This window comes from Aeromonas salmonicida subsp. salmonicida, assembly GCF_001643305.1.
In the GTDB taxonomy this organism is placed as follows: Bacteria; Pseudomonadota; Gammaproteobacteria; order Enterobacterales; family Aeromonadaceae; genus Aeromonas; species Aeromonas salmonicida.
Genome location: NZ_LSGW01000101.1, coordinates 1 through 23,865 on the forward strand (window position 1 = coordinate 1; position 23,865 = coordinate 23,865).

The following is a 23,865-nucleotide window of genomic DNA, read 5'->3' on the forward strand; positions in this document are numbered from 1 at the left end:
CCACAGCTTTTGTACAAACTTATCCACAGAAACGGGTTCCGGATTGCTAGAATGGCCAAAAACAAGGAGGCCAAGATGGACTTGCGACTGAGACCTTACAAAGGAAAACGCCCACAACTGGGTAAACGAGTATATGTGGATCCCTGCGCGACTCTGGTGGGGGATATAGATCTGGCGGAGGATGCCAGCATCTGGCCCATGGTGGCGGCGCGGGGGGATGTGAATCATATCCGCATCGGTGCCCGCAGCAATATTCAGGACGGCACCGTGTTGCACCTTACCCGCAAGAGCGCCAGCAACCCTGACGGCTATCCGCTGTTGATCGGAGAGGATGTGACGATCGGCCACAAGGCCATGCTGCACGGCTGCACCATAGGCGACCGGGTGCTGGTCGGCATGGGAGCCATCATCCTGGATGGGGTTGTGGTGGAAGATGACGTGATGATCGGGGCCGGCAGTCTGGTGCCACCAGGCAAGCGACTCGAATCCGGATTCCTCTATATGGGCAACCCCGTCAAGCAGGTCCGCCCGCTCAAACCTGCCGAGGTCGTATTTCTCAAGACCTCGGCCGACAACTATGTCCTGCTCAAGGACGAGTATCTGCAAGAGGTTTGAGCAGACCCCACAAACAGGAAGCCCGGCATGATGCCGGGCTTCTCTTCTTATATAGCTATCTATATAGCAAAAGAGTGCCGAAAGTTAATGGGCCTGATCCCAGTTGTCGCCCGTACCCGCTTCGACCAGCAGGGGTACATGCAGTTCGGCAGCGGCCGACATCTTCTCCTTGATGATGGCAGTGTACTCTTCCAGCTTCTCTTCGCGGATCTCGAACACCAGTTCATCGTGTACCTGCATCAGCATGCGGATCGACTCATCCTCGATGCCGCGGATCCAGCCATCTACGTTGATCATGGCGCGCTTGATGATGTCGGCGGCCGTCCCCTGCATGGGGGCGTTGATCGCCGCCCGCTCGGCACCCTTGCGCAGACCGGCGTTGCGGGACTTGATATCCGGCAGATAGAGACGACGGCCGAACAGGGTCTCGACATAGCCCTGCGCTTCCGCCTGCTGGCGGGTACGCTCCATATACTCCAGCACACCCGGGTAGCGTTCGAAGTAGAGGTCCATGTACTTCTGCGCCTCGGCGCGACCGATCCCCAGCTGTTTGGCCAGGCCAAAGGCGCTCATGCCATAAATGAGGCCGAAGTTGATCGCCTTGGCACTGCGACGCATATCGGTGGTCACCGCATCGAGCGCGACCCCGAACACCTCGGCGGCCGTCGCCTTGTGGATGTCCTTGCCCTCGGCAAACGCGGTCAGCAGCCCCTTGTCACCGGAGAGGTGCGCCATGATGCGCAGCTCGATCTGGGAGTAGTCTGCCGCCACCAGCTTGTAACCGGCGCTCGGGATGAAGGCCTGCCGGATCCGGCGACCCTGCTCGTTGCGCACCGGAATGTTTTGCAGGTTGGGATCAGAGGAGGACAAACGGCCGGTGGCCGCCACCGCCTGATGATAGGAGGTGTGTACCCGCCCTGTCTGGGGCTTGATCATCAGCGGCAGCTTGTCGGTATAGGTGGACTTGAGCTTGGCCAGGGTGCGGTGCTCCATCAGCAGGCGCGGGAGCTCGTAGGTCTCGGCCAGTTCGGCCAGCACCTCTTCCGCGGTGGATGGTGCACCTTTTGGGGTCTTCTTGATGATCGGCAGACCCAGCTTGGTGAAGAGGATCTCCCCCAGCTGCTTGGGCGAGGAGAGGTTGAACTCCTGCCCGGCCAGCTCATGGGCCTGACGCTCCAGTTCGGCCAGACGCAGCTCTATCTCCTGGCTCTGCTGATGCAGCAGCTTGGGATCTATGGTGGTCCCGAGCAATTCCATCCGCGCCAGTACCGGCAGCAGCGGCAGCTCGATTTCGCTGAATACCTGGCACAGGCCAGGCACGGCTTCCAGTTGGCCCCACAGGGTCTGGTGCAGACGCAGGGTGATATCCGCATCTTCCGCCGCATAGGGGGCTGCCTGCTCCAGCTCAATCTGGTTGAAGGTGAGCTGCTTGACCCCTTTGCCCGCTATATCTTCAAAAGAGGTGGTTTCGACCCCGAGATAGCGTTTGGCCAGCGAATCCATGTCGTGACGACTGGCGGTGGAGTTGAGCACGTAGGACTCGAGCATGGTGTCGTAGGCGATACCCTGCAGGTCGATGTCGTGGTTGAGCAACACGTTGCGATCGTACTTGAGGTTCTGACCCACCTTGAGACGGGTCGGATCTTCCAGCAACGGCTTGAGCTTGCCCAGCACTACGGCCTCGGTCAGCTGCACCGGCGCCCCGAGATAGTCGTGACCGAACGGCACATAGGCCGCCTTGCCCGCTTCGACGGCGAAAGAAACGCCGACGATGCGCGCCTCCATGTAGTCGAGACTGGTGGTTTCGGTATCGAAGGCAAACAGCGGTGCCACTTTCAGCTGTTCCAGCCAGCCGTCAAACTCGGCTTCGTCCAGAATGCAGCGGTAGTCGGTTTCGATGGCGGCAACCGGTGCAGCGCTGTCATCGCCAGCCTCTTCCTGTCCGGCACTTTCTTCGCCACCTGACTCCAGTTCCTTGATCAGGTTGCGCAGCTCGTATTCACGGTAGACTGCCAGCAGTGACTCCTTGTCGATGGGGCCAAGCTGCAGCTCTTCCAGACTCTGTTCCAGCTCGACATCGGTCTTGATGGTCGCCAGTACATAGGAAAGGCGAACCTGCTCCTCCTGCTCACGGAACTTGTCGGCGAACGCCTTGGAACCGCGAAAACCGAGGGCCGCCACCTTGTCGAGGTTGGCTGCAATCTCGTCTATGCTGCCGATCCCCTGCAGCAGGGCCAGCGCTGTCTTCTCGCCGACACCCGTCATGCCGGGGATGTTGTCTACCTTGTCCCCCATCAGGGCCAGATAGTCGATGATGAGCTCGGGCGGCACGCCAAACTTCTCAATCACCCCTTCCCTGTCTGTCTTCACATCTTTCATGGTGTCGATCAGGGTGACATGGTCGGAGACCAGCTGCGCCATGTCCTTGTCGCCGGTACTGATCAGCACAGGCAGCTGCTTCTCGGTGGCCTGGCGGGCAAGCGTGCCGATCACATCGTCCGCCTCGACTCCTTCGACCATCAAAAAGGGGAAGCCCATCGCCTTGATCATCTGATGGATTGGGGCAACCTGGCTGCGCAGATCGTCCGGCATGCTGGCACGGGTCGCCTTGTACTCGGGATAGATGTCGTCACGGAAAGTCTTGCCCTTGGCGTCGAACACCACGGCCACATGGCAGTCAGGGTATTGCTTGCGCAGGCTGCGCATCATGTTGGCCATGACACGGACGGCACCGCTCGGCAAACCGGTCGATGTGCGCAGATCGGCCTGCTGGGAGGCGAAGAAGGCGCGGTAAAGATAAGAAGAGCCGTCGACCAGAATAAGGGGATTGCTAGGGGCCATGAAATCGTCCTGCCAGAGATAAACAGCCGCTAGGATGCCACAGGGCCCCCTTCACACCAAGGGGGCTAGCACCACCATCAACAGGCCATTGAAAAGGGGCACGCTGTGGATAACTCTGTGTTCAAAAATGGGGCTCACTACGGACCACAGTGACAAAGCTGTGCATAACAATATAAAAGTACATATAAAACAATACGATGAGATCGTAAAAACTGATCTTGAGACGGTTGAGATGATCTCGATCAATGTGGAAAAAGATTTAAGGGAGTAGATACGGCAGGATCGAAAACGAAACAATCCTAGCACAGCGGGATGACTTGACCAGCGGATGGCGAACGATAACCATACAAAAGTACAACAATCTATCCTGGCTCACATTTTCAACAACGAGGGGTTTGCCATGAAAAAAGTGGCCGTGATTTTGAGTGGTTGTGGCGTCTTTGATGGTGCCGAAATCCATGAGGCCGTCATCAGTTTGCTGGCGCTGGCCCGCCAGGGTGCGACTACCCAATGCTTCGCTCCGAACGTGGCGCAGCTCCATGTTATCAACCACCTGACCGGTGACGTGAGCGAGGGGGAAAGCCGCAACGTGCTGGTTGAAGCCGCTCGCATCTGTCGCGGCCAGATCAGGGATGTGGCAGAGCTGGATGCGGCCGATTACGACGCGTTGCTGGTGCCCGGCGGCTTTGGTGCCGCCAAGAACCTGTGCGACTTCGCCATCAAGGGAGCCGAGTGCCAAATTCAGCCGGATGTCCTCAAAGCCTGCCAGAGCTTTGCCAATGCCAATAAGCCGGCAGCCTATATCTGCATCGCGCCCGCCATGATACCGCTCATCTATGGCGCCGGCACTCTGGCGACCATTGGCCATGACGAAGGCACCGCCAATGCCATGGAGGCTATGGGGGGCAGCCATCTCAACTGCCCGGTCAACGAGTTCGTGGTGGATCAGGAGCGCAAGGTGATCTCCACCCCCGCCTACATGCTGGCCAACAACATTGTGGAAGCGGCAGATGGCATAGAGAAGACGGTCAAGCAGCTGCTGGCGCTGTAATCCCCACTCCGCCAAAAACAAACGGGCCGCTCATGGAGCGGCCCGTTTTCAATCTTGCAGCTGGCTGCCGGTTAGATGGATTCGCCCATCTGCTCCATCTTGCCCAGCAGGGCACGCAGACGCTCCTGCCATGCCACGTGCTCGTTGCGCAACAGATGGTTCTCGTCTTGCAGCTTGCTGTTTTGCTCTTTCAGTTCGTCCAGCTCCATCTTCAGCAGGGAGATGTTGTCGACGGCGGATTGTACTTTGGATTCGAGTTGCTCAAGGACTTCTAGTGACATATGCATACCTGTATGTTCAATTGCGATGCCCCACAGAGGGCGATTCAAGCGCGTAAAGCCAGCATACCCCGAGCACATCGGCACAAACAAGCCAGCGCGCTGTAAAATGCGCCTTCCATAGATGTATTGTCTAAATATGCGTCTATTTTTCTCGCATCCTGCGCCCTGGCAGATACAAGAGCCTCATAACCAGCAGGCAACACCCTGCCAATCCAGTCACCACGGGCATGTTGCCGGGCACTTCCCCCCAGTTATGCCTTCATCCGTGCCGCGCCACATAAGCCCCCAACAGCAAGCAGGCGACCCCGTACATCAGCAGGCCATAGAGCAGGTTCCAGCGCAGGATCATCCCCGCACTCAGGTTGTAGCGCGATGCCAATGCCAGGTTGGAGCCGGAGAGCGGGCTGGTCCCGGTCGCAAGCCCCCACCCCAGCAAAAAGCACATGCCGAGCAGGCTGGGATCCGGTGACAAGGGCCACAACAGCGGCGCCAGCCCGGAGATGCTGATGAGCGGATGCACACCGACGATGGCCACCAGCAGGATCAACAGCAGCGTCAGGGATGACTCGAGCCAGCCGAAGTGGTTGAAGAGTGGCAGCCCGTGCTCACCGCCAAGCTCGAGCACAGACAGAGCGCTGTTGATCCCGGCTGCCAGCAAACCGGCCCCCAGAAACAGCACCAGCTGGCCACCGATGGCAGGGAAACGCTCCACCACCTGCCGCTTGAGGGCGGCGCCTCGCCCGGCTCTGGGCATGAACAGCAGCGCCAGCAGCGGTGCCACCAGGGCGATCACAGCCAGAATGCCAAGCGCTGGCCAAATCTGTTTGATCAGCAGCACCAGCAGCCCCAGGGTCTGCAGTCGCAGCGGATAGCCGGCAAAATCCTGTACGCCGAGTCGCTCCACCTGCCAGGCGGTCAGTCCCATCGCCAGCAGCGCGGCGACCACGCCAAATGGCAGTATGCTCGACAGTTGCAGACCGGGGGCATAGGTGAGCGCCACCGCCATGGCGACGAAGAAGGGGGACCAGAAGGCGGCGGCACAGAAGATCCGGCTCAGCACCATCACCTGACGCCGCTCCAGGGTGCCGTTACGTTCCAGCCGATCGCCGATAATGAACAACACAGAGAGGTTGATGACGGATCCCAGCAGATTGAGGCTGGCCATGGTGCTCCACAGCCCCTTGCGACCAGACCAGGAGGCAGTACCGGTCAGCAGGCCGGACGTTGCAAGATTGAGGGTGCTCACGGCGGCAAACATGGTGAGCATATTGATGTTGGGCAACAGCCAGTCGCCCGGATTGAGACTGGCCCCCCGCCACCATGAGAAGATCAGCAGCAAAAGGGCTGCGCCATACAGGGCAAGGGCCTGTCGTCTGGCAGCCCCCACCAGCCAGGGCCAGGTGAGGAGCGATGCCCCCCAGGCGGCGATGGCCGCCGGCCAGGGGGAGAATCCCAGATAGAGGTGCAGCAGGTTGAGCAGCCACATCCCCAGGATCAGGTAACCTGACCAGCGCTTGGCCATCGAATCGTCTCGGTCAGGGGATCAGAGACACTGATCCATATCCAGCGAAGGCTTGTCGCACTCCGGGCGGCCCACTATCTTGGCCGGTACGCCGGCGACAGTGGTGTGCGGCGGCACAGGGTTGATCACCACGCTGCCGGCACCTATCTTGGCGCCCATCCCCACCTCTATATTGCCGAGCACCTTGGCGCCCGCCCCTATCATGACCCCTTCGCGGATCTTGGGATGGCGATCGCCGCTCTCCTTGCCGGTCCCTCCCAGGGTCACGCTCTGCAGGATGGAGACATCGTCTTCAATCACAGCGGTTTCACCGACCACTATACCGGTGGCATGGTCAAACATGATGCCCTTGCCGATCCGTGCAGCCGGGTGCACGTCGACCCCGAATACCACCGAAATCTGGTTTTGCAGGTAGAGCGCCAGCGAGCGACGACCCTGGCGCCACAGCCAGTTGGCAACCCTATACCCCTGCAGGGCATGGAAACCCTTGAGGTAGAGCAGCGGGGTGGAGAAGAGATCGACCGCCGGGTCGCGCTCCTGCACGGCGCAGATATCTGCCGCCACCATTGCCAGCAACTCGGGCTCGCTGCGCAGGGCCAGCTCGATCACCTCACGCAGGGCGATGGCTGGCATGGTGGCGCTGTCGAGCTTGTTGGCCAGCTGGAAGCTGAGAGCCGAACGCAGGTTCTTGTGATTGAGAATCGTGGAGTGAAAGAAGCTGGCCAGCATGGGCTCTTCGGTCGCCATGCATGCCGCTTCTCGCTCAATTTTTTGCCAGGTTCTGGCAACCAGATCATCCATGTTGCAGCCTACTGTTGTTCTGATGGAGTGCCTTGCTGTTCCTTGTGCACCACAGAGATGGGGTCCATATGAATGATGACATCCATGCGTTCAAATTCCTGACGCACCGCCAGTTCGGCTTCATCGGCAATCTGATGGGCCTTGACCAGAGGGAGCTGATCGTCCAGTTCCAGATGCAACTGAACGAAACGGGTCGGACCGGATTGGCGGGTACGCAGATCATGCACCCCGTGGACACCTTCGACTTCACAGCAGAGGGCCATTATTCTCGCTTGTTCTTCGGCTGGCAACTGACGATCGAGCAGCGCCTGCACAGACTCATAGCCGATATGGATGGCGCCCCACAGCAGGAACAGACCGATCAGGATGGCAAACAGGCCATCGGCCCAGAACCAGCCCCGCCCCGCCAGTACCAGCGCCAGCAAGACGCCGGCATTGAGCAACAGATCGGAGCGGTAGTGCATCATGTCGGCCTTGATGGCCACGCTGTTGGTCTTGCGGATGACAAAACCCTGGAAGCTGACCAGCAGCAAGGTCAGCACTATGGAGCCGCCGCTGACCCAGATACCCGCTTCGAGTCGCAGAATGGGGGCCTGATTGAGCAGGGAGGAGATGCCATGCATCACCAGCAGCAGGGCCGACCCAGAGATAAAAGCGGACTGAATGAGACCCGCCAGCGATTCCGCCTTGCCGTGGCCAAAACGGTGCTCATCATCGGCCGGTGCCAGCGCATAGCGAATGGCCAGCAGGTTGATGATGGAGGCACTGACATCCATGAAGGAGTCGGTGAGCGACGCCAGCAGACTTGAGGAGTCGGTCATGAGCCAGGCGATCAGCTTGCCGGTGATCAGCAGGGTGGCAGTGGTAACGGCGGCCATGCTGGCCAGCGTCACCCAGCGGGAATATTGTTGATGGCTCAAAACCGGCTTTCCTCTTGCGGTTAAAAATCTATTATACCCTGACCCCTGCGTCACTTTGGCGCGAAAAATCAGCGGAATGACCCTAGATGCACAAAATACTCCTGGTCGACGACGATCTCGAGCTGACTCAGCTGCTCACCGAAATTCTGACCCTGGAAGGCTTCCAGGTGACTGTCGCCGAGGATGGCGAAGAGGGGTTGCTGCGGCTGGCCGAGCAGGACTTCAACCTGGTGCTGCTTGACGTGATGATGCCCAGGCTCAACGGCTTCGCCATGCTGGCAAAGCTGCGTGAGACCCACGACACCCCGGTGCTGATGCTGACTGCGCGGGGCGACAGCCAGGACAGGGTCAACGGGCTGGAGGCGGGCGCCGATGATTACCTTGCCAAACCCTTTGATGACAGAGAGTTGCTGGCCCGGATCCGCGCCATACTGCGCCGGACCCAGAGTGCGCAACCCCAGCGTGGCGGTACTTCCGAAGAGATCCGCTTCATGGATCTGGTTCTGCAGCCGGGCTTGCAGCAAGCCAGCAGCGGCGAACAACTGCTGGAGCTCACCGCCACCGAGTTCGGGCTGCTGGAGTGTCTGCTGCGCAATCCCGGCCAGATCGTCAGCAAGAGCCAGCTCTCGGAGCTGGTGCTCGGCAAGAAACTGGAACCCTTCGATCGCGCCATCGACATGCACCTGAGCAACCTGCGCAAGAAGCTGCCGGAGCGCACCGATGGCCAGCCCCGCTTCAAGACGGTGCGCGGACGCGGCTATCTGTGGCTGGAACAAGCATGAACACGGCCCGCACCTTCAATGGCCTCTCCACCCAGATCTTCCTCTGGTTCTGGTTCATGCTGCTGGTCGTGGTCGCCGCTGTCGTGATACTGCCGACCCTGGATCCCCGCAACATAATTCCGTTACCCGCCCACGAGATGGTGCGGATGAACAACAACCTGAAAGCCCTGCAGCGGGGTGCCGACCCCAATCAGGATTTCGATCTGGCCAAGGCCATAGAGGCGGCGGGTCTGTTGCCGGTGGACAATATCTACCTGCGCGACGAGAAGGGCCAGATGCAATCCAGCACGCGGCTCAGCAAGTTCGTCGTCCGCTTCATGGTCGACTCGGACAACCCTGCCAAGCCCATGCTGGGCAGCGAGCACCAGAGGGCCATCGCCGGTCCCTTCGAGATGGAGCACCACGGTCAGACCTATCACGTCTACTTCGGCCTCAATGTCGAAAACTCCTATCTGTTCCTGTTTATCCAGATCCTGGATCACCCGATCCAGATCCTGGGGATCGCCATGCTGGTCAGTACACCACTCTGCCTGTTGCTGGCCTGGCGACTGACCCGTCCCATACTGCAGTTGCAGCGATCAGTCTCCCAGTTGGCGGAGGGCAACCTGGAAGTACAGATCCCCAATCTGGGGCGACGTGACGAGATCGGCCAGCTGGCGGATCACGTCAGCCACATGGTCGACACGCTCAAGAGCATGATCCAGAAGCAGAAACAGCTGCTGTCCGACATATCCCACGAGCTGCGCAGCCCCCTCACCCGTATCCAGCTGGCGCAGGCGCTGATCCGCCGCAAGCAGGGCGACAGCAACGAGCTGGCACGGATAGAGTCGGAGATTGGGCGGCTGGACAAGCTGATAGGCGACCTGCTCGACCTGTCACGGGTACAGCAGCATGTGGAGGCACCAGTGGTGATGCCGTTGGCCGAACTGCTGGAGCCCATGCTGGACGACGCCATGTTCGAAGCCAACCAGAGCGGCAAGCAACTCCGGCTGCCGCCACTGCCGACCGAGTCGATCAGGATGTGGCCCGAGCTGCTGGCACGGGCGCTGGAAAATCCCCTGCGCAACGCACTCAAGTACGCTCACAAGTTCATCAAACTGGATTGGTATCGGGAAGGAAGAGAGTGGGTCATCACCATCCGTGATGACGGCCCGGGTGTGCCGGTGGCGCAACAGGAGCAGCTGTTCCTGCCCTTCTTTCGGGTGGATGATGCCCGCAACGCCAAGACCGGCGGCACCGGGCTGGGGCTGGCCATCGCCTCGGAGGCAATCCAGCGCCATGGCGGCACCATTCGCGCCAGTTGCAATCAACCAACCGGGCTGACTATCACCATACGTCTGCCTATTGGCTGAGCCATCTCTTTTCATCCAGGCGGGCGCTGGGTATGCTGGCGCCCTTTTCCGCCCCATCTCGGCCCGCATCAGGATCCCGCCATGCTCGATATCGTGCTCTACCAACCGGAAATCCCGCCCAACACCGGCAACATCATCCGCCTCTGCGCCAACACAGGCTACCGGCTGCATCTGATAGAACCGCTGGGGTTCGAGTGGGATGACAAGCGGGTGAAGCGGGCCGGGCTCGATTATCACGAGTTTGCCGAGGTGAAACGCTGGCCGAGCTATGAGGCATTTCTGGCTGCCGTTGCTCCCGAGCGGGTGTTTGCCTGCACCACCAAGGGCAGTACCGCCCATTCTGCAGCGCAGTTCGCGCCCGGTGATGCCCTGCTGTTCGGCCCGGAGAGCCGAGGTCTGCCACTGGAGATCATAGAGAGCCTGCCGTTCGAACAGCGGCTGCGCATCCCCATGTTGCCCCAGAGCCGCAGCATGAATCTCTCCAATGCGGTCGCGGTATTCGTGTACGAGAGCTGGCGCCAGCTGGGTTATGAGGGCTCGCTCTGAGCCTGACTCACCCCATGGGGTGAATGCAACAGGCGGCCATCACGTTCCAATTGCCAGCACAGATACCCCAGCGTCAGACCTCGGCCCGCCATCAGGGCGCCCATAGCGGCCCACAAGGCGGCAACGCCCCAGCCCTGACAGAGCCACCAGACCGGGAAGAAGCCGCAAAACGCCGCTACCAGCATGCTGTTACGCATCTCCCGGGCACGGGTAGCGCCTATGAAGACCCCATCCAGCAGGAAGCACCAGACCGCCAGTAACGGCATCAGGATCAGCCAGGGCAACTGGCGGTTTGCCTCGTCGATCACCGCCGGTATGTCGGTAATATGGGCGATGAGCTGACTGCCGACCGCCGCAAACAGCAGGCTGAAACCAATCGCTATGATCAGCGCCCAGCCAAGGTTCAAGACAATGGCTTCGCGCAGCCCCTGCCGATCCCGCCGGCCGATGGCGCGGCCCACCATGGCCTCCACCGCATAGGCAAAGCCATCCATCCCGTAGGAGATGAGCATCAGAAAGTTGAGCAGCACCGCATTGGCGGCCACTGCCACATCCCCCAAACGCGCCCCCTGCAAGGTCATGAAGGCAAAGCAGAGCTGCAGGCAGAGGGAGCGGATGAAGATATCCCGATTCAGGCTGAGCAATCTCAACAGCGCGGGCCACTGACGCCAACGTTGCCCGGCCCCCTGCCACACCTCGGGCTGGACATGCGCAGGAAGCCGAGCAGCCAGAAGATGAGATTGATGAGGGTCGCCCCGACCGAGACGCCTCCCAAAAACCAGGCCTGACCGAGCTGGCCTATCACCCAGGTATCCACCAGCCCCAGCAATGGGGTAGTGATATTGGAGAGCACCATGGGCAATGCCAGGGCAAACACGGCCCCATGGCGCAGCCTGTCTGTCAACCAGGGAGGGATCAGCATGAGAGCAGCCACTCATCCGGCATCATTCGCCCTCCAGTCGCACGATTTTGGCGAAATCGGAGACCAGGGTTTCCATGACCACGTGGGGTACTCGCCCCTCGCTCATCTGGGGACGGAACACGGCTTCCAGCTTGCCTTCCGGATTGATCAGCACTATGGAGGCGGAGTGGTCGATCAGGTAATCCTTCTCTCCCTGTTCGGCAATGGAGTAGATGAGGCCCAGGTTTCGCACAAACGGGAACAACTTCTCGTGGGGGCCGGTTGCCGCCTTGAACTCTGGATGGAAGAAAGCGGTATAGGTCTTGAGGCGAGTGATGTCATCGCGCTGCGGATCCGCCGAAATGAACACCACCTGGCTGTCCGGTGCAATCTTCTTCAGCGCCGGATAGACGGAGCGCAGATCCGCCAGCGTGGTCGGGCAGATATCCGGGCAGAAGGTATAGCCGACAAACAGAAAGGTCCAGTGCCCCACCAGACTGGCTGGAACGAAGGGCTGCCCCTCCTCGTCGGTGAAGGCAAACGGATTGATGTCCCGCCCCGCCGGATAATAGTCGGCCTGCTCGGGCAGGGAGGGCCGGCTCCAGTGGAATGCAGCCATCATGCCCCCGACCAGCAGCAGGAACAGCAAGGGATAACGCGGTTTAACCATAACAACAGACCTTTTCACTGCGACATGCCCGCAGAGTGGGCACGAATGGATGGCCCATTGTAACCCAGCCCATCGCGCTCCGGGTTATCCCTTGCACCGGATGCAGCTTGGGTCAAAAGAGGCTCCCATCACCACTGGTCAGCCGGCCGGGGTCATAAAACAACAGCCCCACCATCAAGGTGGGGCTGTGAGACAAGGGGCAGGAAAGATCAGGGTTGTTGTCTGCGCCGCTCATGGGCGCGCTTTGTCAGGGCACGCAGCGGTATGACGGGAGCCGTCCAGGGAAGATCCGTTTGTCCCGTGTCGCTATGACGGTGAAACAGCCGCACCAGGCGGACTATCTTGTCTTTGGGGCAGCCAAGCCAGACAGTCCAGCAGGCACCCTTGTGATGTACCCAGAGAGCATAGAAGCGGGTCATCCGGTTACCCTTGATGAAACGGGTGATGGAAGAAGCGGGCGATGCCAGACCCGGATCCCATGGCGAGCTTGAAGCCATACCTGTCCTCCTTGACCAACAGGTCACGCCGGTCGGCATCGACAGCCCCCTTGGGTGGCCAGATCGATGACTGCCGCGTGTCGACTGCGCAGGTGTGCCTTTATCCTCCAGACGGCAGATGCCGCCGGTGCAATGCTGGCCACCCTCCCTTCTATCCCGCGAACGCCTCCATCAACTGGGCTGGTAGCGCCCTTGCTGTCCGACGCGCCGCCTGAGGCTGTTGTTATGCATCCCTGCTGACCTTGATTCCTGCCACCTGCCAAGTGGGAGAGGATCGTCTTGTCGAGCATTCGGGGCAGATCAAGCAAGTGACTGCCTTAGCCAAGGATATATCTGAAATGAGCCGGATGCGGACGGGCGCGACAGACAAAAATCACGGGTATCAGGATCTGGTTGAAATCATGGGGAAAGGGGTACAGAAGCGAGACGGCCTCCCGAGGGAGGCCGTGCTGTTACATCCAGTCGGCGTTGCGGATCACGCCGACGGCCAGTCCCTCTATGGTGAGCTGCTGGCAGGAGAGATCAACGGCGATGGGTTCAAGTTCTTCATTTTCAGGCAGCAGCCACACCTGGCTGCCCTTGCGCTGGAAGCGCTTGACGGTGACGTCTTCGTCGAGACGTGCTACCACCACCTGGCCATTGCGCACTTCCTGGGTTTTGTGGACAGCCAGCAGGTCGCCATCCAGGATGCCGATGTTCTTCATGCTCATGCCTTGCACCCGCAGCAGGAAATCTGCCCGCGGATGGAACAGGGCGGGATCCACCTGATAGTGGCTCTCGATATGCTCCTGAGCCAGTATGGGTTCACCGGCCGCGACCTTGCCGATCAGAGGCAGGCCGGTCTCTTCCAGCACAGCTTCCTCTTCAATCAGCAGGCGGATGCCACGAGAGGTCCCCGGCATGATCTCGATGACCCCTTTTTTGGCCAGGGCCTTCAGATGTTCTTCGGCCGCATTGGCCGACTTGAAACCAAGCTTCTGGGCAATCTCGGCACGAGTCGGCGGCATGCCGGTCTCGCTCATATTCACCTTGATCAATTCCAGCACTTCGGCCTGGCGTGGGGTAAGGGGTTTCATAACATTGGCACCTGTTTTTTTATACAGCACACTGGCAGTATATACAGTGCAGTGGCCAAGGCAAGGCGCGGCTGACATTTGTCGCGGCCAACCCCTTATTTGCCATGGTTTTACGGCTGCGCAGCCGACTCATCGTACCTCTCGGCGACAAGCCGCCGGTGATTTGTTATGCTCACGCCGCATTTTTTTGGAGAGCAGACGCACATGTCCCTTGGACAGAAGATTTCCAGAGCCATCTTGCAATGGCCGGTCAGTGGCTTGGTCAATCACAAGAGCCTGCCGGAAAATCCCATCACAGAGCTCAAGCTGGATCCAGCCAGACCCATAGTCTATGCCCTGAAAACCAGCTCGATCACCGACCTGATGACACTGCAACAGTGCTGCGAGGATCTCGGCCTGCCCGGTCCCTTCACCCCGCTGGAGCTGAACGGTCAGTTGCTGCCGCGCTATGTCTGTCTGGACCGCCCGCCTCCCCTGTTCGGCAAGCGCAGCAAACCGCTGCCTTTCTTGCAGGAGTTCCACCAGCTGCTGGATCTGCACAAGCAGGATCCGGCACTGGATATCCAGGTGGTGCCCGTCACCCTGTTCTGGGGTCGCGCCCCCGGCCGGGAAGGGGAAGAGGCCTCCGGCTGGAACATCATCAGCAGTCTGGCACCGAACCGCCTCAAGAAGGCGCTGATCGTGATCCTCAAGGGCCGCGAGAACCTGGTGCGCTTCTCTCCGCCGCTCTCCCTGCGTCAAATGGCGGACAAGCACGGCACCGACGAGGCTATCGCCCACAAGCTGGCGCGGGTGGCCCGCACCCACTTCAGCCGCCAGCAGCTGGCAGCCACCGGCCCCAAGCTGCCGAACCGCAACCTGCTGTTCAGGCAGTTGCTGGACTCCAGCGTGATCCAGCAGGCCATAGAAGAGGAGGCGCAGCGCGAGGGCATCAGCCTGGAGAAAGCGCAAAAGCGCGCCCACGGTTACATGGACGAGATCGCCTCCGATTTCTCCTACCGGCTGATCCGCCTCAGTGAAAGCTTCCTCGGCTGGCTGTGGAACAAGCTCTATCGCGGCCTCTCGGTCAACGGTGCCGAGAAGGTACGCCAGCTGGCGCAAGAAGGGCACGAGATCGTCTATATGCCCTGCCATCGCAGCCACATGGACTACCTGCTGCTCTCCTACGTCATCTACCACCAGGGGATGGTGCCGCCCCACATAGCGGCGGGCATCAACCTCAACTTCTGGCCGGCGGGCCCCATCTTCCGTCATGGCGGCGCCTTCTTCATCCGCCGCACCTTCAAGGGCAACCCGCTCTACAGCACTGTATTTCGCGAATACCTCAACCTGCTGTTTGCCAAGGGCTATTCGGTGGAGTTCTTTACCGAGGGTGGGCGCTCCCGCACCGGTCGTCTGCTGCCACCCAAAACCGGCATGCTGGCAATGACACTGCAGGCCATGATGCGAGGGCTGGACAGACCCGTGACCCTGGTGCCCGTCTATCTGGGCTACGAGCATGTGATGGAGGTGAACACCTATCACAACGAGCTCAAGGGCAGCCGCAAGGAGAAAGAGAGCTTCCTGCAGGTGCTCGGCATACTGCGCAAGCTGCGCAACTATGGCCGCGGCTTCGTCAACTTCGGCGAACCCCTGACCCTCAACAGCTACCTCAATGAACATGTGCCCGAGTGGAAGGACCACATAGGTCAGGAGGAGCGCCCAGAGTGGATGGCACCCACAGTCACCCGGCTGGCCGAGCTGCTGATGACCCGCATCAACGCTGCCGCCGCCGTCAATGGCCTGACCCTGAGCGCGCTGGCACTGCTGGCCGCCGAACGCCACGCCCTGACTCGCGATGAACTGCAGGCACAGCTCAACACCTATCTGGACCTGCTCAAGCAGGTGCCCTACAGCCCCCAGAGCACAATCCCGGCTGAGGATGCCAAGACACTGCTGGATCAGGCGATGGAGCTCAACAAGTTCGAGGTGAGCGAGGACAAGCTGGGCCAGATCATCAGCCTGGACCGCTATCAGGCGATCCTGCTGACCTACTACCGCAACAACATACTGCACCTGTTTGCATTGCCATCCCTGGTGGCCGCGCTGATCGAACGTTGCGAAGGGATATCCCGCGGCGAGATCGTCGCCCGCTGCATCGACATCTATCCGCTGCTCAAGACGGAGCTGTTCCTCCACTACGAAGAGGATGAGCTGCCGGAGCTGGTCGATGCCCTGCTGGCCGAACTGCAACGCCAGCAACTGGTCGAGGCACGGGATGGCGGCTTCTGGGTCAATCCTGGCAACCAGATGCGCCTGCTGCTACTGGCCGAGAGCATCCAGGAGACGCTGCAACGCTACGCCATAGTGTTGACCCGGGTGCTGGCCCAGCCCTATGTCGAGGCGGAGCAGCTGGAGGCGGACGGCCTGATGATGGCGGAGCGCCTCGGCACCCTGCACGGCATCAATGCTCCCGAGTTCTTCGACCAGAAGCTGTTCAGCACCCTGATCCACACCCTGCGCAAGGAGGGCTACCTCTCTCCCGAGGGCAAACCGGATCTGGGCCGCTTCCAGGCGCTGGCCGACAACATAGTGCCGCTGCTGAGCAACAAGATCCGCCGCACCATACAGGCGGGCAACCGGCTCTGACAGAGACCGGAAACAAAGCAGGCCGCATCATGCGGCCTTCTTTTTATCCTGACATGCGTCACGGCAACAGGTAGTTGAGCACCAGACCGATGAATACCAGCGCCCCCGCATAGTTGTTGTTGAGAAACGCCTGGAAGCAGGCCTCCCGCTGCCGCTCCCGGATCAGCCGCTGCTGGTAGACAAACAGGGCCGCAGCCCCCAACAGCCCCCAGTAATACCAAGCCCCCAGCCCCATCAACTGGCCTACCGCCAGCAGGATCAGCAGGGTGGCCAGCTGCAACACGCCGATGATCCGCTTGTCGTGGCGACCAAACAGAATCGCGCTCGATTTCAAGCCGAGCTTGAGGTCATCATCCCTGTCCACCATGGCGTACTGGGTGTCGTAGGCGATGGTCCACAGCAGATTGGCGAGGAATACCAGCCAGGCCACCAGCGGCAAGGCGTTGGCCTGAGCCGCATAGGCCATGGGGATAGACCAGGAGAAGGCCATGCCGAGCACCAGTTGCGGGATCGGAATATAGCGCTTCATGAAGGGGTAGCAGACTGCCAGCAGCAAGGCCGCGAACGACAACGCTATGGTGAGGGAGTTCATGGTCAGCACCAGCGCGAACGAGATGAGCGCCAGTACGGCAAACAGCGCCAGCACCTCCCGCGGCTTGACCTTGCCCATGGGCAGTGGCCGACCGGCGGTACGTTTCACATGGCCATCGAAGTTGCGATCCGCATAGTCGTTGATGACACAACCGGCCGAGCGCATCAGAAACACGCCCACCACAAACACCAGCAGGGTCCAGAGATCCGGCAGGCCGCCGGCCGCCAGCCAGAGCGCCCACAGGGTCGGCCACAGCAGCAGCAGGGTCCCGATAGGCTTGTCGATGCGGGCCAGCTGCACATAGGCCAGTCCCCGCTCCTTGGTTAACAGATTCACTCCAGCTCCTTGTTGCATGACAGAGAGGGCAAGAAGAGTTCATGGACCAACAGTGGCCATTGCCCCAGAAACAGACGGGAACGACGTCCCCAGACGGTGGCGGCCGGGCACCAGGGATTGCTCGCAATCTCGAAACAGGCCAGTTGCAGGTGATCGCGGCGGGCAGGCTCGTCACCGAAAATACGCTCGCCCAAGGGCTGCTCACCCAGCTCGCGCAGCCCGCTCTCTTGCAGGGCGGCTTCGGCAAACAGGGTCCACCCCAGCACAGCCGGCCCCCGATCACCGTGCAGTATCACCTCGCGGCACAGACCCATGGGTTGCTCGGCGGCCACCAGCTGCTGTTCATCGGCGCAGAGGGTGACACTGCGATTGCCCAGCAGCTGCACCGAGAAGTGGCGATTGTGGTGACGCAGACGCCGGGTCATGGAATCGGCCTCCAGCAACCAGGGCCGCAATGCCTCGGGCAGCTCGCAATCTGCGGGAACCCGCCACGGCGCTAGCTGGATAAGGGGAACAGTCAACTCGGACTTCACGGCTTCACCATCCGGAGATTTACGTTATCAGGTTAAAATCCGGTTTATTATCCGTAAATCATTCGAGAATTGTAAGAACATCCGTGCTTGACGGCCCCGATGGCAACATCAAAAATGGGGTACCTGCCGCTGATGAGCCATCTATATGAAGATCTTCAAAATTCTGCTGCTGTTATTACTGAGCTGTGGCTCCCTGCATGTGCAGGCCTCGTCCGAAGAGGAGCCCCCGGCAGAGGGCGCCGAAGCGGCTGCCAAGCCGGGCTTTTCCTACCATGCTCTCGATCCCGACATCATCACCAACTACCTGAGCGATGGCAAAACCCTCGGCTATATCCGGGTCACGGTCGAGCTGATGGCTGAAAACGAGGGCGACCTCAAGCTGCTGGAGCAGCACGACCCCCTGATCCGCGACGCCATCATACGTCTGATGGGCAGCAAGACCGCCGATCAGATCAAGTCCCTGGTGAACCGCGAGGAGCTGCGCAAGGAGTGCCTGACCCAGGTCAACGAGCTGCTGGTGAAAGAAACCGGCAAGAAGGCGGTACGCGAGCTCATCTTCACCAAGTTCCTCTACCAGTAACAGATACAAGCCTTAAGCGAGGGCCACGCCAAGGTGGCCCTGTCGCTGTTTTCGAAATGAAAAGTGATTACACTAGGCCCCCACCGAGTTGTCGAGGTAGTCGTTATGGGCAACAAAACCCTGTGTGAATGGCGCCGCAGCGAGATCCCCACCGATCTCAAGACACTGCGCAAAATCGTGCGCAAACCCAAGTTTGTCTGTGGCAAGTGTGCTCGAAGCGCCAATGACAAAAGCTATCTGTGTCAGCCGCTGCGGTTGAAAGAGGAGTAAGACTGCGCATCCCCACCACGTGACCGGCTATTGATCAGTCCAGCCCTGGCGCCCCTGCTCGAACAATCTGCGCGCCTGCCCGTCATTGGGGCAAACACCACGGTATTCACTGCCGGAACGCCCGGCCAGATAGAGGTGTTCAGGCCGGCAATACCAGGCCAGTCCCTTCTGGCGTCCCTGCTTCCATAGCTCGACATCCACCTTCTTGCCACACAGGTCCTGGTGAAACGCGACCCGTTCCGTGGTGAAGCCCAGCTTGCCATCGGCCTCCCCCACATCGCTCCATACCTTCTCGCACGGATCATCGTTGGAGGCACAGCCTCCCAGCAGGGCAATGATGGTGAGTCTCATAGTCATCCTTGAGTGTCGTTTGGGCAGTTCATTCTAGTCAGCCTGATGTCGGCGACCAAGGGATCATCCCCATTCCTGTGAGCCGCACAAAAAAATCAGGCGGGCCCCAAGGCCCGCCTGCTCTCTCAATGCGTGGATTACTGATCGTCGAGAGGGTCATCATCCAGCCAGCTCTCGTCTTCCCATTCATCCAGCTCTTCTTCCCAGGATTCCGGTTCCCATTCATCATCGAGATCGTAATCCGGCTTGTGTCCACCCATGCTCATTCTCCTTGGATAGTGCACCCGCCCTCAAAGTCTATCCAGAAAAATGGGGCTCGCCAGTCAAGGCAGGATCAAAGTTTGACCAGGGTGCGACCCGCGATCCGGCCTTGCGTAATGGCTTCGGCAGCCGCCAGCACCTGCTCCAGTGCTATCTCGGTCACCGCCTGTTCGAAGAAGCGGGCGGGCAGATCCCGCGCCAGTCGCTGCCACGCCAACTGGCGGCGCGCCAGCGGGCACATCACAGATGTCGACACCTTGCAACCGCACGTTGCGCAGGATGAAAGGCATGACAGTGGCCGGCAGATCGAAACCGCCAGCCAGCCCGCAGGCGGCCACGGCACCACCATAGTTCATCTGGGCCAGCAGCTTGGCCAGCACCTGACTGCCGACAGTATCGACCGCCCCGGCCCACAGCTGCTTCTCCAGCGGCTTGGCAGGCTCCAGCAGCTCACCGCGCGGCACTATGCGGCTGGCACCAAGCGCTATCAGCATCTCCCCCTGCTCCTCGGGGCGACCGGTCAGGGCCGCGACTTGATAACCCAGTGCGGCCAGCAGGGCCACTGCGGTGGAACCCACGCCACCCGCGGCGCCCGTCACCAGAATTTCGCCGCTGTCGGGGGTGATGCCCGCCTCCTCCAGCCCCACATGGCGGTGAGACCGGCGGTACCGATGCACATGGCCTGGCGCTCATCCAGCCCGGCGGGCAGCGGCACCAGCCAGTCGGCCTTGACCCTTGCCTGCTCGGCCATGCCGCCCCAGTGTCCTTCCCCCACACCCCAACCGGTCAGCACGACTTTGTCGCCGACCTGATAGCGGCTATCGGCCGATTCCAGCACTGTGCCGGCAAAATCGATGCCGGGCACCAGCGGCCACTGACGCACTATCTTGCCCTTGCCGGTGATGGCCAGCCCATCCTTGTAGTTGAGGGAGCTGTAGCTCACCGCCACCCGCACCTCGCCTGCCGGCAACTGGCTCTCGGCCAGCCGGGTCAGAGTCGCAGCAGTCTTGCCGTCTTGATTTTCCAGTAACAGAGCCTTGAACATGGTTGCCTCTTTGATGATGTGTGAAACGGGGATCAACTGCTTTTACGCTTCTGCAGTTGAAAATCCAGGGTCAGGGCCGTGCCCATGACAGGTTCGCCAGCCAGCTGGCGCAAGATAAGCTCGGCCGCCTCCTGCCCCATTTTGCGATAGGGGATCCGGACCGAAGTGAGCGCCGGATAGCAGGCGCGCGCCACATCCAGATCGTCGAATCCGGCGATGGCGAGCTTGCCAGGCACGCTCAGGTGACGACGCTGGCACTCGAACAGCACCCCCGCCGCCAGCTCGTCGTTGACGCACACCAGTGCATCCAGCTCGGGCCAGCGCAACAAAAATTCCCCCAGCATGGCGGCCCCTGTGCTGAAACTCGGCAGCTCAGAGGTGTTGATGATGGCATCGGGGGAGAGGTAGTTGTCCAGCAGTGCCTTCTGCCAGCCCTGCATGCGCTGTTGCAGCATCCACTGTTCCTGGCGGGCACAAAGAAAGCCGATGTTGCGATAGCCGCGCTCGATGAGATGACGGGTCAGCTGATAACCGGCATCGAAGTTGGAGACCCCTACATTCATGTCGACAGGGTTGCGCGCCATGGCTCCCACCTCCACCACCGGCAGGCGGGATGCCTTCAGGCGAGCACGTATGGTCTCGCCGGGATCGCCACCAAACAGCACAACAGCAGCCGGGTTATGCTGCAAAAAGCTGGTCAGCAGGCTCTCTTCCTGCTGCTTCAGGTGCTGGGCATCCCCCAACATTATCTGGTAGCCCTCATCGAGCAGGGTCTGCTGCAGCCCGGCGATCACGTCGCCGCAACCGCGCTCGGTCAGGCTGGGCACTATCACCACTATGGTCTGGGACGTCGCGGAGGCGAGCGCGCCCGCCGCCCGGTTGGGAATGTAGCCGAGTTCATCCACGGCGGCATCGATGCGCTCGCGCATCTTGTCTGACACCAGCTCGGGGGTGCGCAGGGCACGGGACACCGTCATGGCACCCACTCCGGCCAGCTGGGCCACATCGTTGAGGGTCACCCGACCCGTGCTACGGCGCTTCTTCGCTTCTGACATCCCTTCCCTTCCTCGACATACGGGTGCTCACTTTAAGGCAAAAGTGCGGCACTGACTATTTGCTCAAACCGGATTTTACCCCCTTTGAGCGAGTAACGGGGCAAGATGAATCCCACTCATGGCATAAATGATAGCGCTATCACAATTCCATGTTAGCGCTATCTGGTAGGGCTAACTTTCGAGATCAGGCTCACAGTTATCGTGGGGCAAGATCGCTAGATTGGCGCCATCTCATCCAGCCGGATCATTGCCATGCTGACTCAACTGCTGACCGAAGAGGTCATTTCCATCGAAACGGGAGCCCGCGACTGGCGTCATGCCATCGAGCTCGCCACCGCTCCCCTGCTGGCCAACGGCACCATAGAGCCTTCCTATGTGGCGGCGCTGTTTCGCTCCCACGAGGAGCTCGGTCCCTACTATGTGCTGGGCCCGGGCCTGGCCATGCCCCACGCCCGCCCGGAAGATGGCGTCAATCGTCTCGGCCTTGGGCTGACAGTGCTGAAAACCGGAGTCAATTTCGGCTCCGAGGGCAATGACCCGATCCGGCTGCTCGTCACCCTGGCCGCCAGCGACAGCAACTCCCACGTGGAGACCATCGCCCAGCTGGCCGAACTGTTCATGAACGAAGAGGACGTGGCGGCCATCATGGCAGCCGACACCAAAGACGACATTTTGCGCATTCTGGCGCGCTACTGAGCGGCGCCCTGCGCCCGACAAAGGAAGAGACGATGAAAATTCTGGTTGTATGCGGACACGGCCTGGGCACCAGCCTGATGATGGAGATGAGCATCAAGAGCATCCTCAAGGAGCTGGCAGTCACTGCCGAGGTGGATCACAGGGATCTCGCCTCCGCCGGCAGCGAAACCGCCGAGATGTTCGTGGCTACCCGCGACATCGCCGAGCAGCTCATCAGCATGGGGGTCAACGGCCGACTGGTATCCCTGGACAACATGGTCGACAAGGCCGCCATGAAAGAGAAACTCTCCATCGCCCTGCGCGAACTGGGCGCTCTCTGACCACCTGACTTCGCGGCCTGCGGGCCGCCTTTTCCATCTGATTGGAGCTGACCATGGAATTTTTCAATTTTCTGATGTTTGACGTGCTGTCCGAGCCGGCCGTGCTGGTCGGCCTGATCGCGCTCATCGGCCTGATTGCCCAGAAGAAACCCGTGACCGAGTGCATCAAGGGCACGGTCAAGACCATAATGGGCTTCGTCATCCTGGGGGCCGGTGCCACTCTGGTGGTGAACTCGCTGGGCGATTTTGCCACCATCTTCCAGCACGCCTTCGGCATCAAGGGCGTGGTTCCCAACAATGAAGCCATCGTCTCCATCGCCCAGCAGTCGTTCGGCAAGGAGATGGCGATGATCATGTTCTTCGCCATGCTGGTGAACATACTGATCGCCCGCCTCACCCCGTGGAAATTCATCTTCCTGACCGGTCACCACACCCTCTTCATGTCCATGATGGTGGCGGCGATCCTCTCCGCCGGCGGCATGAGCGGCATTCCGCTGATCGCGGTCGGCAGCCTGGTGGTCGGCGTGACCATGGTGCTGTTCCCGGCCCTCGCTCACCCCTACATGAAGCAGATCACCGGCTCCGACGAGGTGGCACTCGGCCACTTCTCCACCATCTCCTACGTGCTGGCCGGCTGGATCGGCGCCAAGTTCGGCAACAAGGCCCACAGCAGTGAAGAGGTGCAGGTGCCCAAGAGCCTGCTGTTCCTGCGCGATACCCCTGTGGCCATCTCCTTCACCATGGGCATCATTTTCCTCATCACCTCCGCCTTTGCCGGGCCCGAATTCGTCACCAGCGTAGCAAAGGGCAAGCACTGGTTCATGTTCTCCCTGATGCAGTCCATCACCTTCGCCGCCGGTGTCTACGTCATCCTGCAGGGTGTGCGCATGGTCATCGCCGAAATCGTGCCAGCCTTCAAGGGGATCTCCGACAAGCTGGTGCCCAACGCCAAGCCGGCGCTGGACTGCCCCATCGTCTTCCCCTACGCCCCCAATGCGGTGCTGATCGGCTTCCTGTCGAGCTTTGCCGCCGGTCTGGTGGGCATGGTGCTGCTCTACCTGCTGGGGCTCACCGTCATCATACCGGGCGTGGTACCGCACTTCTTCGTCGGCGCAGCGGCCGGGGTATTCGGCAACGCCACCGGTGGTCGCCGCGGGGCCCTGCTCGGCGCCTTCGCCAACGGCCTGCTGATCACCTTCCTGCCGGTATTTCTGCTGCCAGTGCTGGGGGATCTCGGCTTCGCCAACACCACCTTCAGCGATGCCGACTTCGGCGTGGTGGGCATACTGCTCGGCCTGATAATGCGTTGACCGATGCCTGTACGGAAAACAAAAACGGAGCGC

Annotated in this window: 24 protein-coding genes and 2 pseudogenes; 11 read left to right on the forward strand and 15 right to left on the reverse strand. The window is 60.5% G+C overall.

From position 1 onward, the window contains the following. The first annotated feature begins 75 nt into the window (after nt 1-75). A complete protein-coding gene (locus tag AXW79_RS19010; RefSeq protein ID WP_005321199.1) occupies nt 76-615 on the forward strand; it encodes a gamma carbonic anhydrase family protein in 540 nt (179 codons plus the stop codon). Between the two features lie 84 nt (nt 616-699). Here AXW79_RS19010 and polA read toward each other — a convergent pair whose 3' ends face one another. Continuing rightward, on the reverse strand, nt 700-3,456 hold the full coding sequence (gene polA, locus AXW79_RS19015) for a DNA polymerase I (RefSeq protein ID WP_005321200.1): 2,757 nt from the start codon (nt 3,454-3,456) through the stop codon (nt 700-702). A gap of 400 nt (nt 3,457-3,856) precedes the next feature. Here polA and elbB point away from each other — a divergent pair, with 400 nt between their 5' ends. Then, nucleotides 3,857-4,507 (forward strand): isoprenoid biosynthesis glyoxalase ElbB, encoded by a 651-nt coding sequence (gene elbB, locus AXW79_RS19025; protein WP_005321205.1) that lies wholly within the window; start codon nt 3,857-3,859, stop codon nt 4,505-4,507. A gap of 71 nt (nt 4,508-4,578) precedes the next feature. Here elbB and AXW79_RS23245 read toward each other — a convergent pair whose 3' ends face one another. From AXW79_RS23245 to fieF, 4 genes are all read right to left on the reverse strand, one after another. Then, nucleotides 4,579-4,788 carry a cell division protein ZapB gene (locus AXW79_RS23245; protein ID WP_011899225.1) on the reverse strand — a complete coding sequence of 70 codons (210 nt, stop codon included), beginning with the start codon at nt 4,786-4,788 and terminating at the stop codon, nt 4,579-4,581. A gap of 259 nt (nt 4,789-5,047) precedes the next feature. After that, nucleotides 5,048-6,310 carry a hypothetical protein gene (locus tag AXW79_RS19035; RefSeq protein WP_005321209.1) on the reverse strand — a complete coding sequence of 421 codons (1,263 nt, stop codon included), beginning with the start codon at nt 6,308-6,310 and terminating at the stop codon, nt 5,048-5,050. A 21-nt stretch (nt 6,311-6,331) separates the two neighbouring features. After that, nucleotides 6,332-7,111, reverse strand: a complete 780-nt coding sequence (gene cysE, locus AXW79_RS19040) for a serine O-acetyltransferase (protein WP_011899226.1) — start codon at nt 7,109-7,111, stop codon at nt 6,332-6,334. Between the two features lie 8 nt (nt 7,112-7,119). Next, nucleotides 7,120-8,031 (reverse strand): cation efflux pump FieF, encoded by a 912-nt coding sequence (gene fieF, locus AXW79_RS19045; RefSeq protein ID WP_005321213.1) that lies wholly within the window; start codon nt 8,029-8,031, stop codon nt 7,120-7,122. 86 nt (nt 8,032-8,117) lie between these two features. On the opposite strand from fieF, the gene AXW79_RS19050 reads away from it, so the two are divergent. From AXW79_RS19050 to trmL, 3 genes are all read left to right on the forward strand, one after another. Then, on the forward strand, nt 8,118-8,813 hold the full coding sequence (locus AXW79_RS19050) for a response regulator (RefSeq protein WP_005321216.1): 696 nt from the start codon (nt 8,118-8,120) through the stop codon (nt 8,811-8,813). Further along, entirely contained in the window at nt 8,810-10,165 is a 1,356-nt protein-coding gene (locus AXW79_RS19055; protein WP_005321218.1) for an ATP-binding protein, read from the forward strand. Before AXW79_RS19050 ends, AXW79_RS19055 begins: the two co-directional genes overlap by 4 nt. A gap of 81 nt (nt 10,166-10,246) precedes the next feature. Then, complete coding sequence (gene trmL, locus AXW79_RS19060; protein WP_005321220.1) at nt 10,247-10,711, forward strand: tRNA (uridine(34)/cytosine(34)/5-carboxymethylaminomethyluridine(34)-2'-O)-methyltransferase TrmL; 465 nt, start codon at nt 10,247-10,249, stop codon at nt 10,709-10,711. Here trmL and AXW79_RS19065 read toward each other — a convergent pair. The 4 genes and pseudogenes from AXW79_RS19065 to lexA all read right to left on the reverse strand — a co-directional run bounded on the left by AXW79_RS19065 (nt 10,693) and on the right by lexA (nt 13,855). Continuing rightward, a pseudogene (locus AXW79_RS19065) lies at nt 10,693-11,633 on the reverse strand (MATE family efflux transporter). The gene trmL and the pseudogene AXW79_RS19065 sit on opposite strands and share 19 nt — an antisense overlap. A gap of 22 nt (nt 11,634-11,655) precedes the next feature. After that, on the reverse strand, nt 11,656-12,282 hold the full coding sequence (locus AXW79_RS19070; protein ID WP_005321230.1) for an SCO family protein: 627 nt from the start codon (nt 12,280-12,282) through the stop codon (nt 11,656-11,658). Between the two features lie 209 nt (nt 12,283-12,491). Next, nucleotides 12,492-12,779 carry a hypothetical protein gene (locus tag AXW79_RS19075; protein WP_005321232.1) on the reverse strand — a complete coding sequence of 96 codons (288 nt, stop codon included), beginning with the start codon at nt 12,777-12,779 and terminating at the stop codon, nt 12,492-12,494. Nucleotides 12,780-13,231: 452 nt separating this feature from the next. Next, a complete protein-coding gene (gene lexA, locus AXW79_RS19080) occupies nt 13,232-13,855 on the reverse strand; it encodes a transcriptional repressor LexA (protein WP_005321237.1) in 624 nt (207 codons plus the stop codon). A 204-nt stretch (nt 13,856-14,059) separates the two neighbouring features. Here lexA and plsB point away from each other — a divergent pair, with 204 nt between their 5' ends. Continuing rightward, nucleotides 14,060-16,483 carry a glycerol-3-phosphate 1-O-acyltransferase PlsB gene (gene plsB / locus AXW79_RS19085; RefSeq protein WP_005321239.1) on the forward strand — a complete coding sequence of 808 codons (2,424 nt, stop codon included), beginning with the start codon at nt 14,060-14,062 and terminating at the stop codon, nt 16,481-16,483. A 58-nt stretch (nt 16,484-16,541) separates the two neighbouring features. Here the strand turns inward: plsB and ubiA are convergent, their stop codons facing one another. After that, nucleotides 16,542-17,411, reverse strand: a complete 870-nt coding sequence (gene ubiA / locus AXW79_RS19090) for a 4-hydroxybenzoate octaprenyltransferase (RefSeq protein ID WP_005321240.1) — start codon at nt 17,409-17,411, stop codon at nt 16,542-16,544. Further along, a complete protein-coding gene (locus AXW79_RS19095) occupies nt 17,408-17,944 on the reverse strand; it encodes a chorismate--pyruvate lyase family protein (protein ID WP_011899230.1) in 537 nt (178 codons plus the stop codon). Before AXW79_RS19095 ends, ubiA begins: the two co-directional genes overlap by 4 nt. Nucleotides 17,945-18,089: 145 nt before the next feature. Between AXW79_RS19095 and AXW79_RS19100 the strand changes: the two genes are divergently transcribed. Both AXW79_RS19100 and AXW79_RS23365 read left to right on the forward strand, forming a co-directional pair. Continuing rightward, entirely contained in the window at nt 18,090-18,524 is a 435-nt protein-coding gene (locus AXW79_RS19100) for a flagellar basal body-associated FliL family protein (RefSeq protein WP_005321244.1), read from the forward strand. A gap of 105 nt (nt 18,525-18,629) precedes the next feature. Then, nucleotides 18,630-18,794 (forward strand): hypothetical protein, encoded by a 165-nt coding sequence (locus AXW79_RS23365; RefSeq protein WP_005321246.1) that lies wholly within the window; start codon nt 18,630-18,632, stop codon nt 18,792-18,794. A gap of 27 nt (nt 18,795-18,821) precedes the next feature. Here the strand turns inward: AXW79_RS23365 and AXW79_RS19105 are convergent, their stop codons facing one another. The 4 genes and pseudogenes from AXW79_RS19105 to AXW79_RS19115 all read right to left on the reverse strand — a co-directional run bounded on the left by AXW79_RS19105 (nt 18,822) and on the right by AXW79_RS19115 (nt 21,506). Continuing rightward, on the reverse strand, nt 18,822-19,145 hold the full coding sequence (locus tag AXW79_RS19105) for a DUF2799 domain-containing protein (RefSeq protein WP_005321247.1): 324 nt from the start codon (nt 19,143-19,145) through the stop codon (nt 18,822-18,824). A 137-nt stretch (nt 19,146-19,282) separates the two neighbouring features. Further along, nucleotides 19,283-19,405: a hypothetical protein gene (locus AXW79_RS24010; RefSeq protein WP_005321250.1), complete on the reverse strand. Its 123-nt coding sequence runs from the start codon at nt 19,403-19,405 to the stop codon at nt 19,283-19,285. Between the two features lie 74 nt (nt 19,406-19,479). After that, nucleotides 19,480-20,451 (reverse strand): annotated as a pseudogene (gene acuI / locus AXW79_RS19110) (acrylyl-CoA reductase (NADPH)). 32 nt (nt 20,452-20,483) lie between these two features. After that, nucleotides 20,484-21,506 carry a LacI family DNA-binding transcriptional regulator gene (locus tag AXW79_RS19115; protein WP_005321252.1) on the reverse strand — a complete coding sequence of 341 codons (1,023 nt, stop codon included), beginning with the start codon at nt 21,504-21,506 and terminating at the stop codon, nt 20,484-20,486. A 252-nt stretch (nt 21,507-21,758) separates the two neighbouring features. On the opposite strand from AXW79_RS19115, the gene AXW79_RS19120 reads away from it, so the two are divergent. Genes AXW79_RS19120 through AXW79_RS19130 form a run of 3 tightly spaced genes read left to right on the forward strand, consistent with a single transcriptional unit; the run spans nt 21,759 to nt 23,832 of the window. Then, nucleotides 21,759-22,202, forward strand: a complete 444-nt coding sequence (locus tag AXW79_RS19120) for a PTS sugar transporter subunit IIA (RefSeq protein WP_005321254.1) — start codon at nt 21,759-21,761, stop codon at nt 22,200-22,202. A 32-nt stretch (nt 22,203-22,234) separates the two neighbouring features. Then, entirely contained in the window at nt 22,235-22,522 is a 288-nt protein-coding gene (locus AXW79_RS19125; protein ID WP_005321257.1) for a PTS sugar transporter subunit IIB, read from the forward strand. Nucleotides 22,523-22,575: 53 nt separating this feature from the next. Next, entirely contained in the window at nt 22,576-23,832 is a 1,257-nt protein-coding gene (locus tag AXW79_RS19130; protein ID WP_005321259.1) for a PTS ascorbate transporter subunit IIC, read from the forward strand. Nucleotides 23,833-23,865 lie beyond the last annotated feature (33 nt).

Coding starts and splice junctions, on each gene's coding strand:
- AXW79_RS19010 (WP_005321199.1), top strand. CDS start 76: ATGGACTTGCGACTGAGACCTTACAAAGGAAAACGCCCACAACTGGGT.
- polA (WP_005321200.1), bottom strand. CDS start 3,456: ATGGCCCCTAGCAATCCCCTTATTCTGGTCGACGGCTCTTCTTATCTT.
- elbB (WP_005321205.1), top strand. CDS start 3,857: ATGAAAAAAGTGGCCGTGATTTTGAGTGGTTGTGGCGTCTTTGATGGT.
- AXW79_RS23245 (WP_011899225.1), bottom strand. CDS start 4,788: ATGTCACTAGAAGTCCTTGAGCAACTCGAATCCAAAGTACAATCCGCC.
- AXW79_RS19035 (WP_005321209.1), bottom strand. CDS start 6,310: ATGGCCAAGCGCTGGTCAGGTTACCTGATCCTGGGGATGTGGCTGCTC.
- cysE (WP_011899226.1), bottom strand. CDS start 7,111: ATGGATGATCTGGTTGCCAGAACCTGGCAAAAAATTGAGCGAGAAGCG.
- AXW79_RS19050 (WP_005321216.1), top strand. CDS start 8,118: ATGCACAAAATACTCCTGGTCGACGACGATCTCGAGCTGACTCAGCTG.
- AXW79_RS19055 (WP_005321218.1), top strand. CDS start 8,810: ATGAACACGGCCCGCACCTTCAATGGCCTCTCCACCCAGATCTTCCTC.
- trmL (WP_005321220.1), top strand. CDS start 10,247: ATGCTCGATATCGTGCTCTACCAACCGGAAATCCCGCCCAACACCGGC.
- AXW79_RS19070 (WP_005321230.1), bottom strand. CDS start 12,282: ATGGTTAAACCGCGTTATCCCTTGCTGTTCCTGCTGCTGGTCGGGGGC.
- AXW79_RS19075 (WP_005321232.1), bottom strand. CDS start 12,779: ATGGCTTCAAGCTCGCCATGGGATCCGGGTCTGGCATCGCCCGCTTCT.
- lexA (WP_005321237.1), bottom strand. CDS start 13,855: ATGAAACCCCTTACCCCACGCCAGGCCGAAGTGCTGGAATTGATCAAG.
- plsB (WP_005321239.1), top strand. CDS start 14,060: ATGTCCCTTGGACAGAAGATTTCCAGAGCCATCTTGCAATGGCCGGTC.
- AXW79_RS19100 (WP_005321244.1), top strand. CDS start 18,090: ATGAAGATCTTCAAAATTCTGCTGCTGTTATTACTGAGCTGTGGCTCC.
- AXW79_RS23365 (WP_005321246.1), top strand. CDS start 18,630: ATGGGCAACAAAACCCTGTGTGAATGGCGCCGCAGCGAGATCCCCACC.
- AXW79_RS19105 (WP_005321247.1), bottom strand. CDS start 19,145: ATGAGACTCACCATCATTGCCCTGCTGGGAGGCTGTGCCTCCAACGAT.
- AXW79_RS24010 (WP_005321250.1), bottom strand. CDS start 19,405: ATGGGTGGACACAAGCCGGATTACGATCTCGATGATGAATGGGAACCG.
- AXW79_RS19115 (WP_005321252.1), bottom strand. CDS start 21,506: ATGTCAGAAGCGAAGAAGCGCCGTAGCACGGGTCGGGTGACCCTCAAC.
- AXW79_RS19120 (WP_005321254.1), top strand. CDS start 21,759: ATGCTGACTCAACTGCTGACCGAAGAGGTCATTTCCATCGAAACGGGA.
- AXW79_RS19125 (WP_005321257.1), top strand. CDS start 22,235: ATGAAAATTCTGGTTGTATGCGGACACGGCCTGGGCACCAGCCTGATG.
- AXW79_RS19130 (WP_005321259.1), top strand. CDS start 22,576: ATGGAATTTTTCAATTTTCTGATGTTTGACGTGCTGTCCGAGCCGGCC.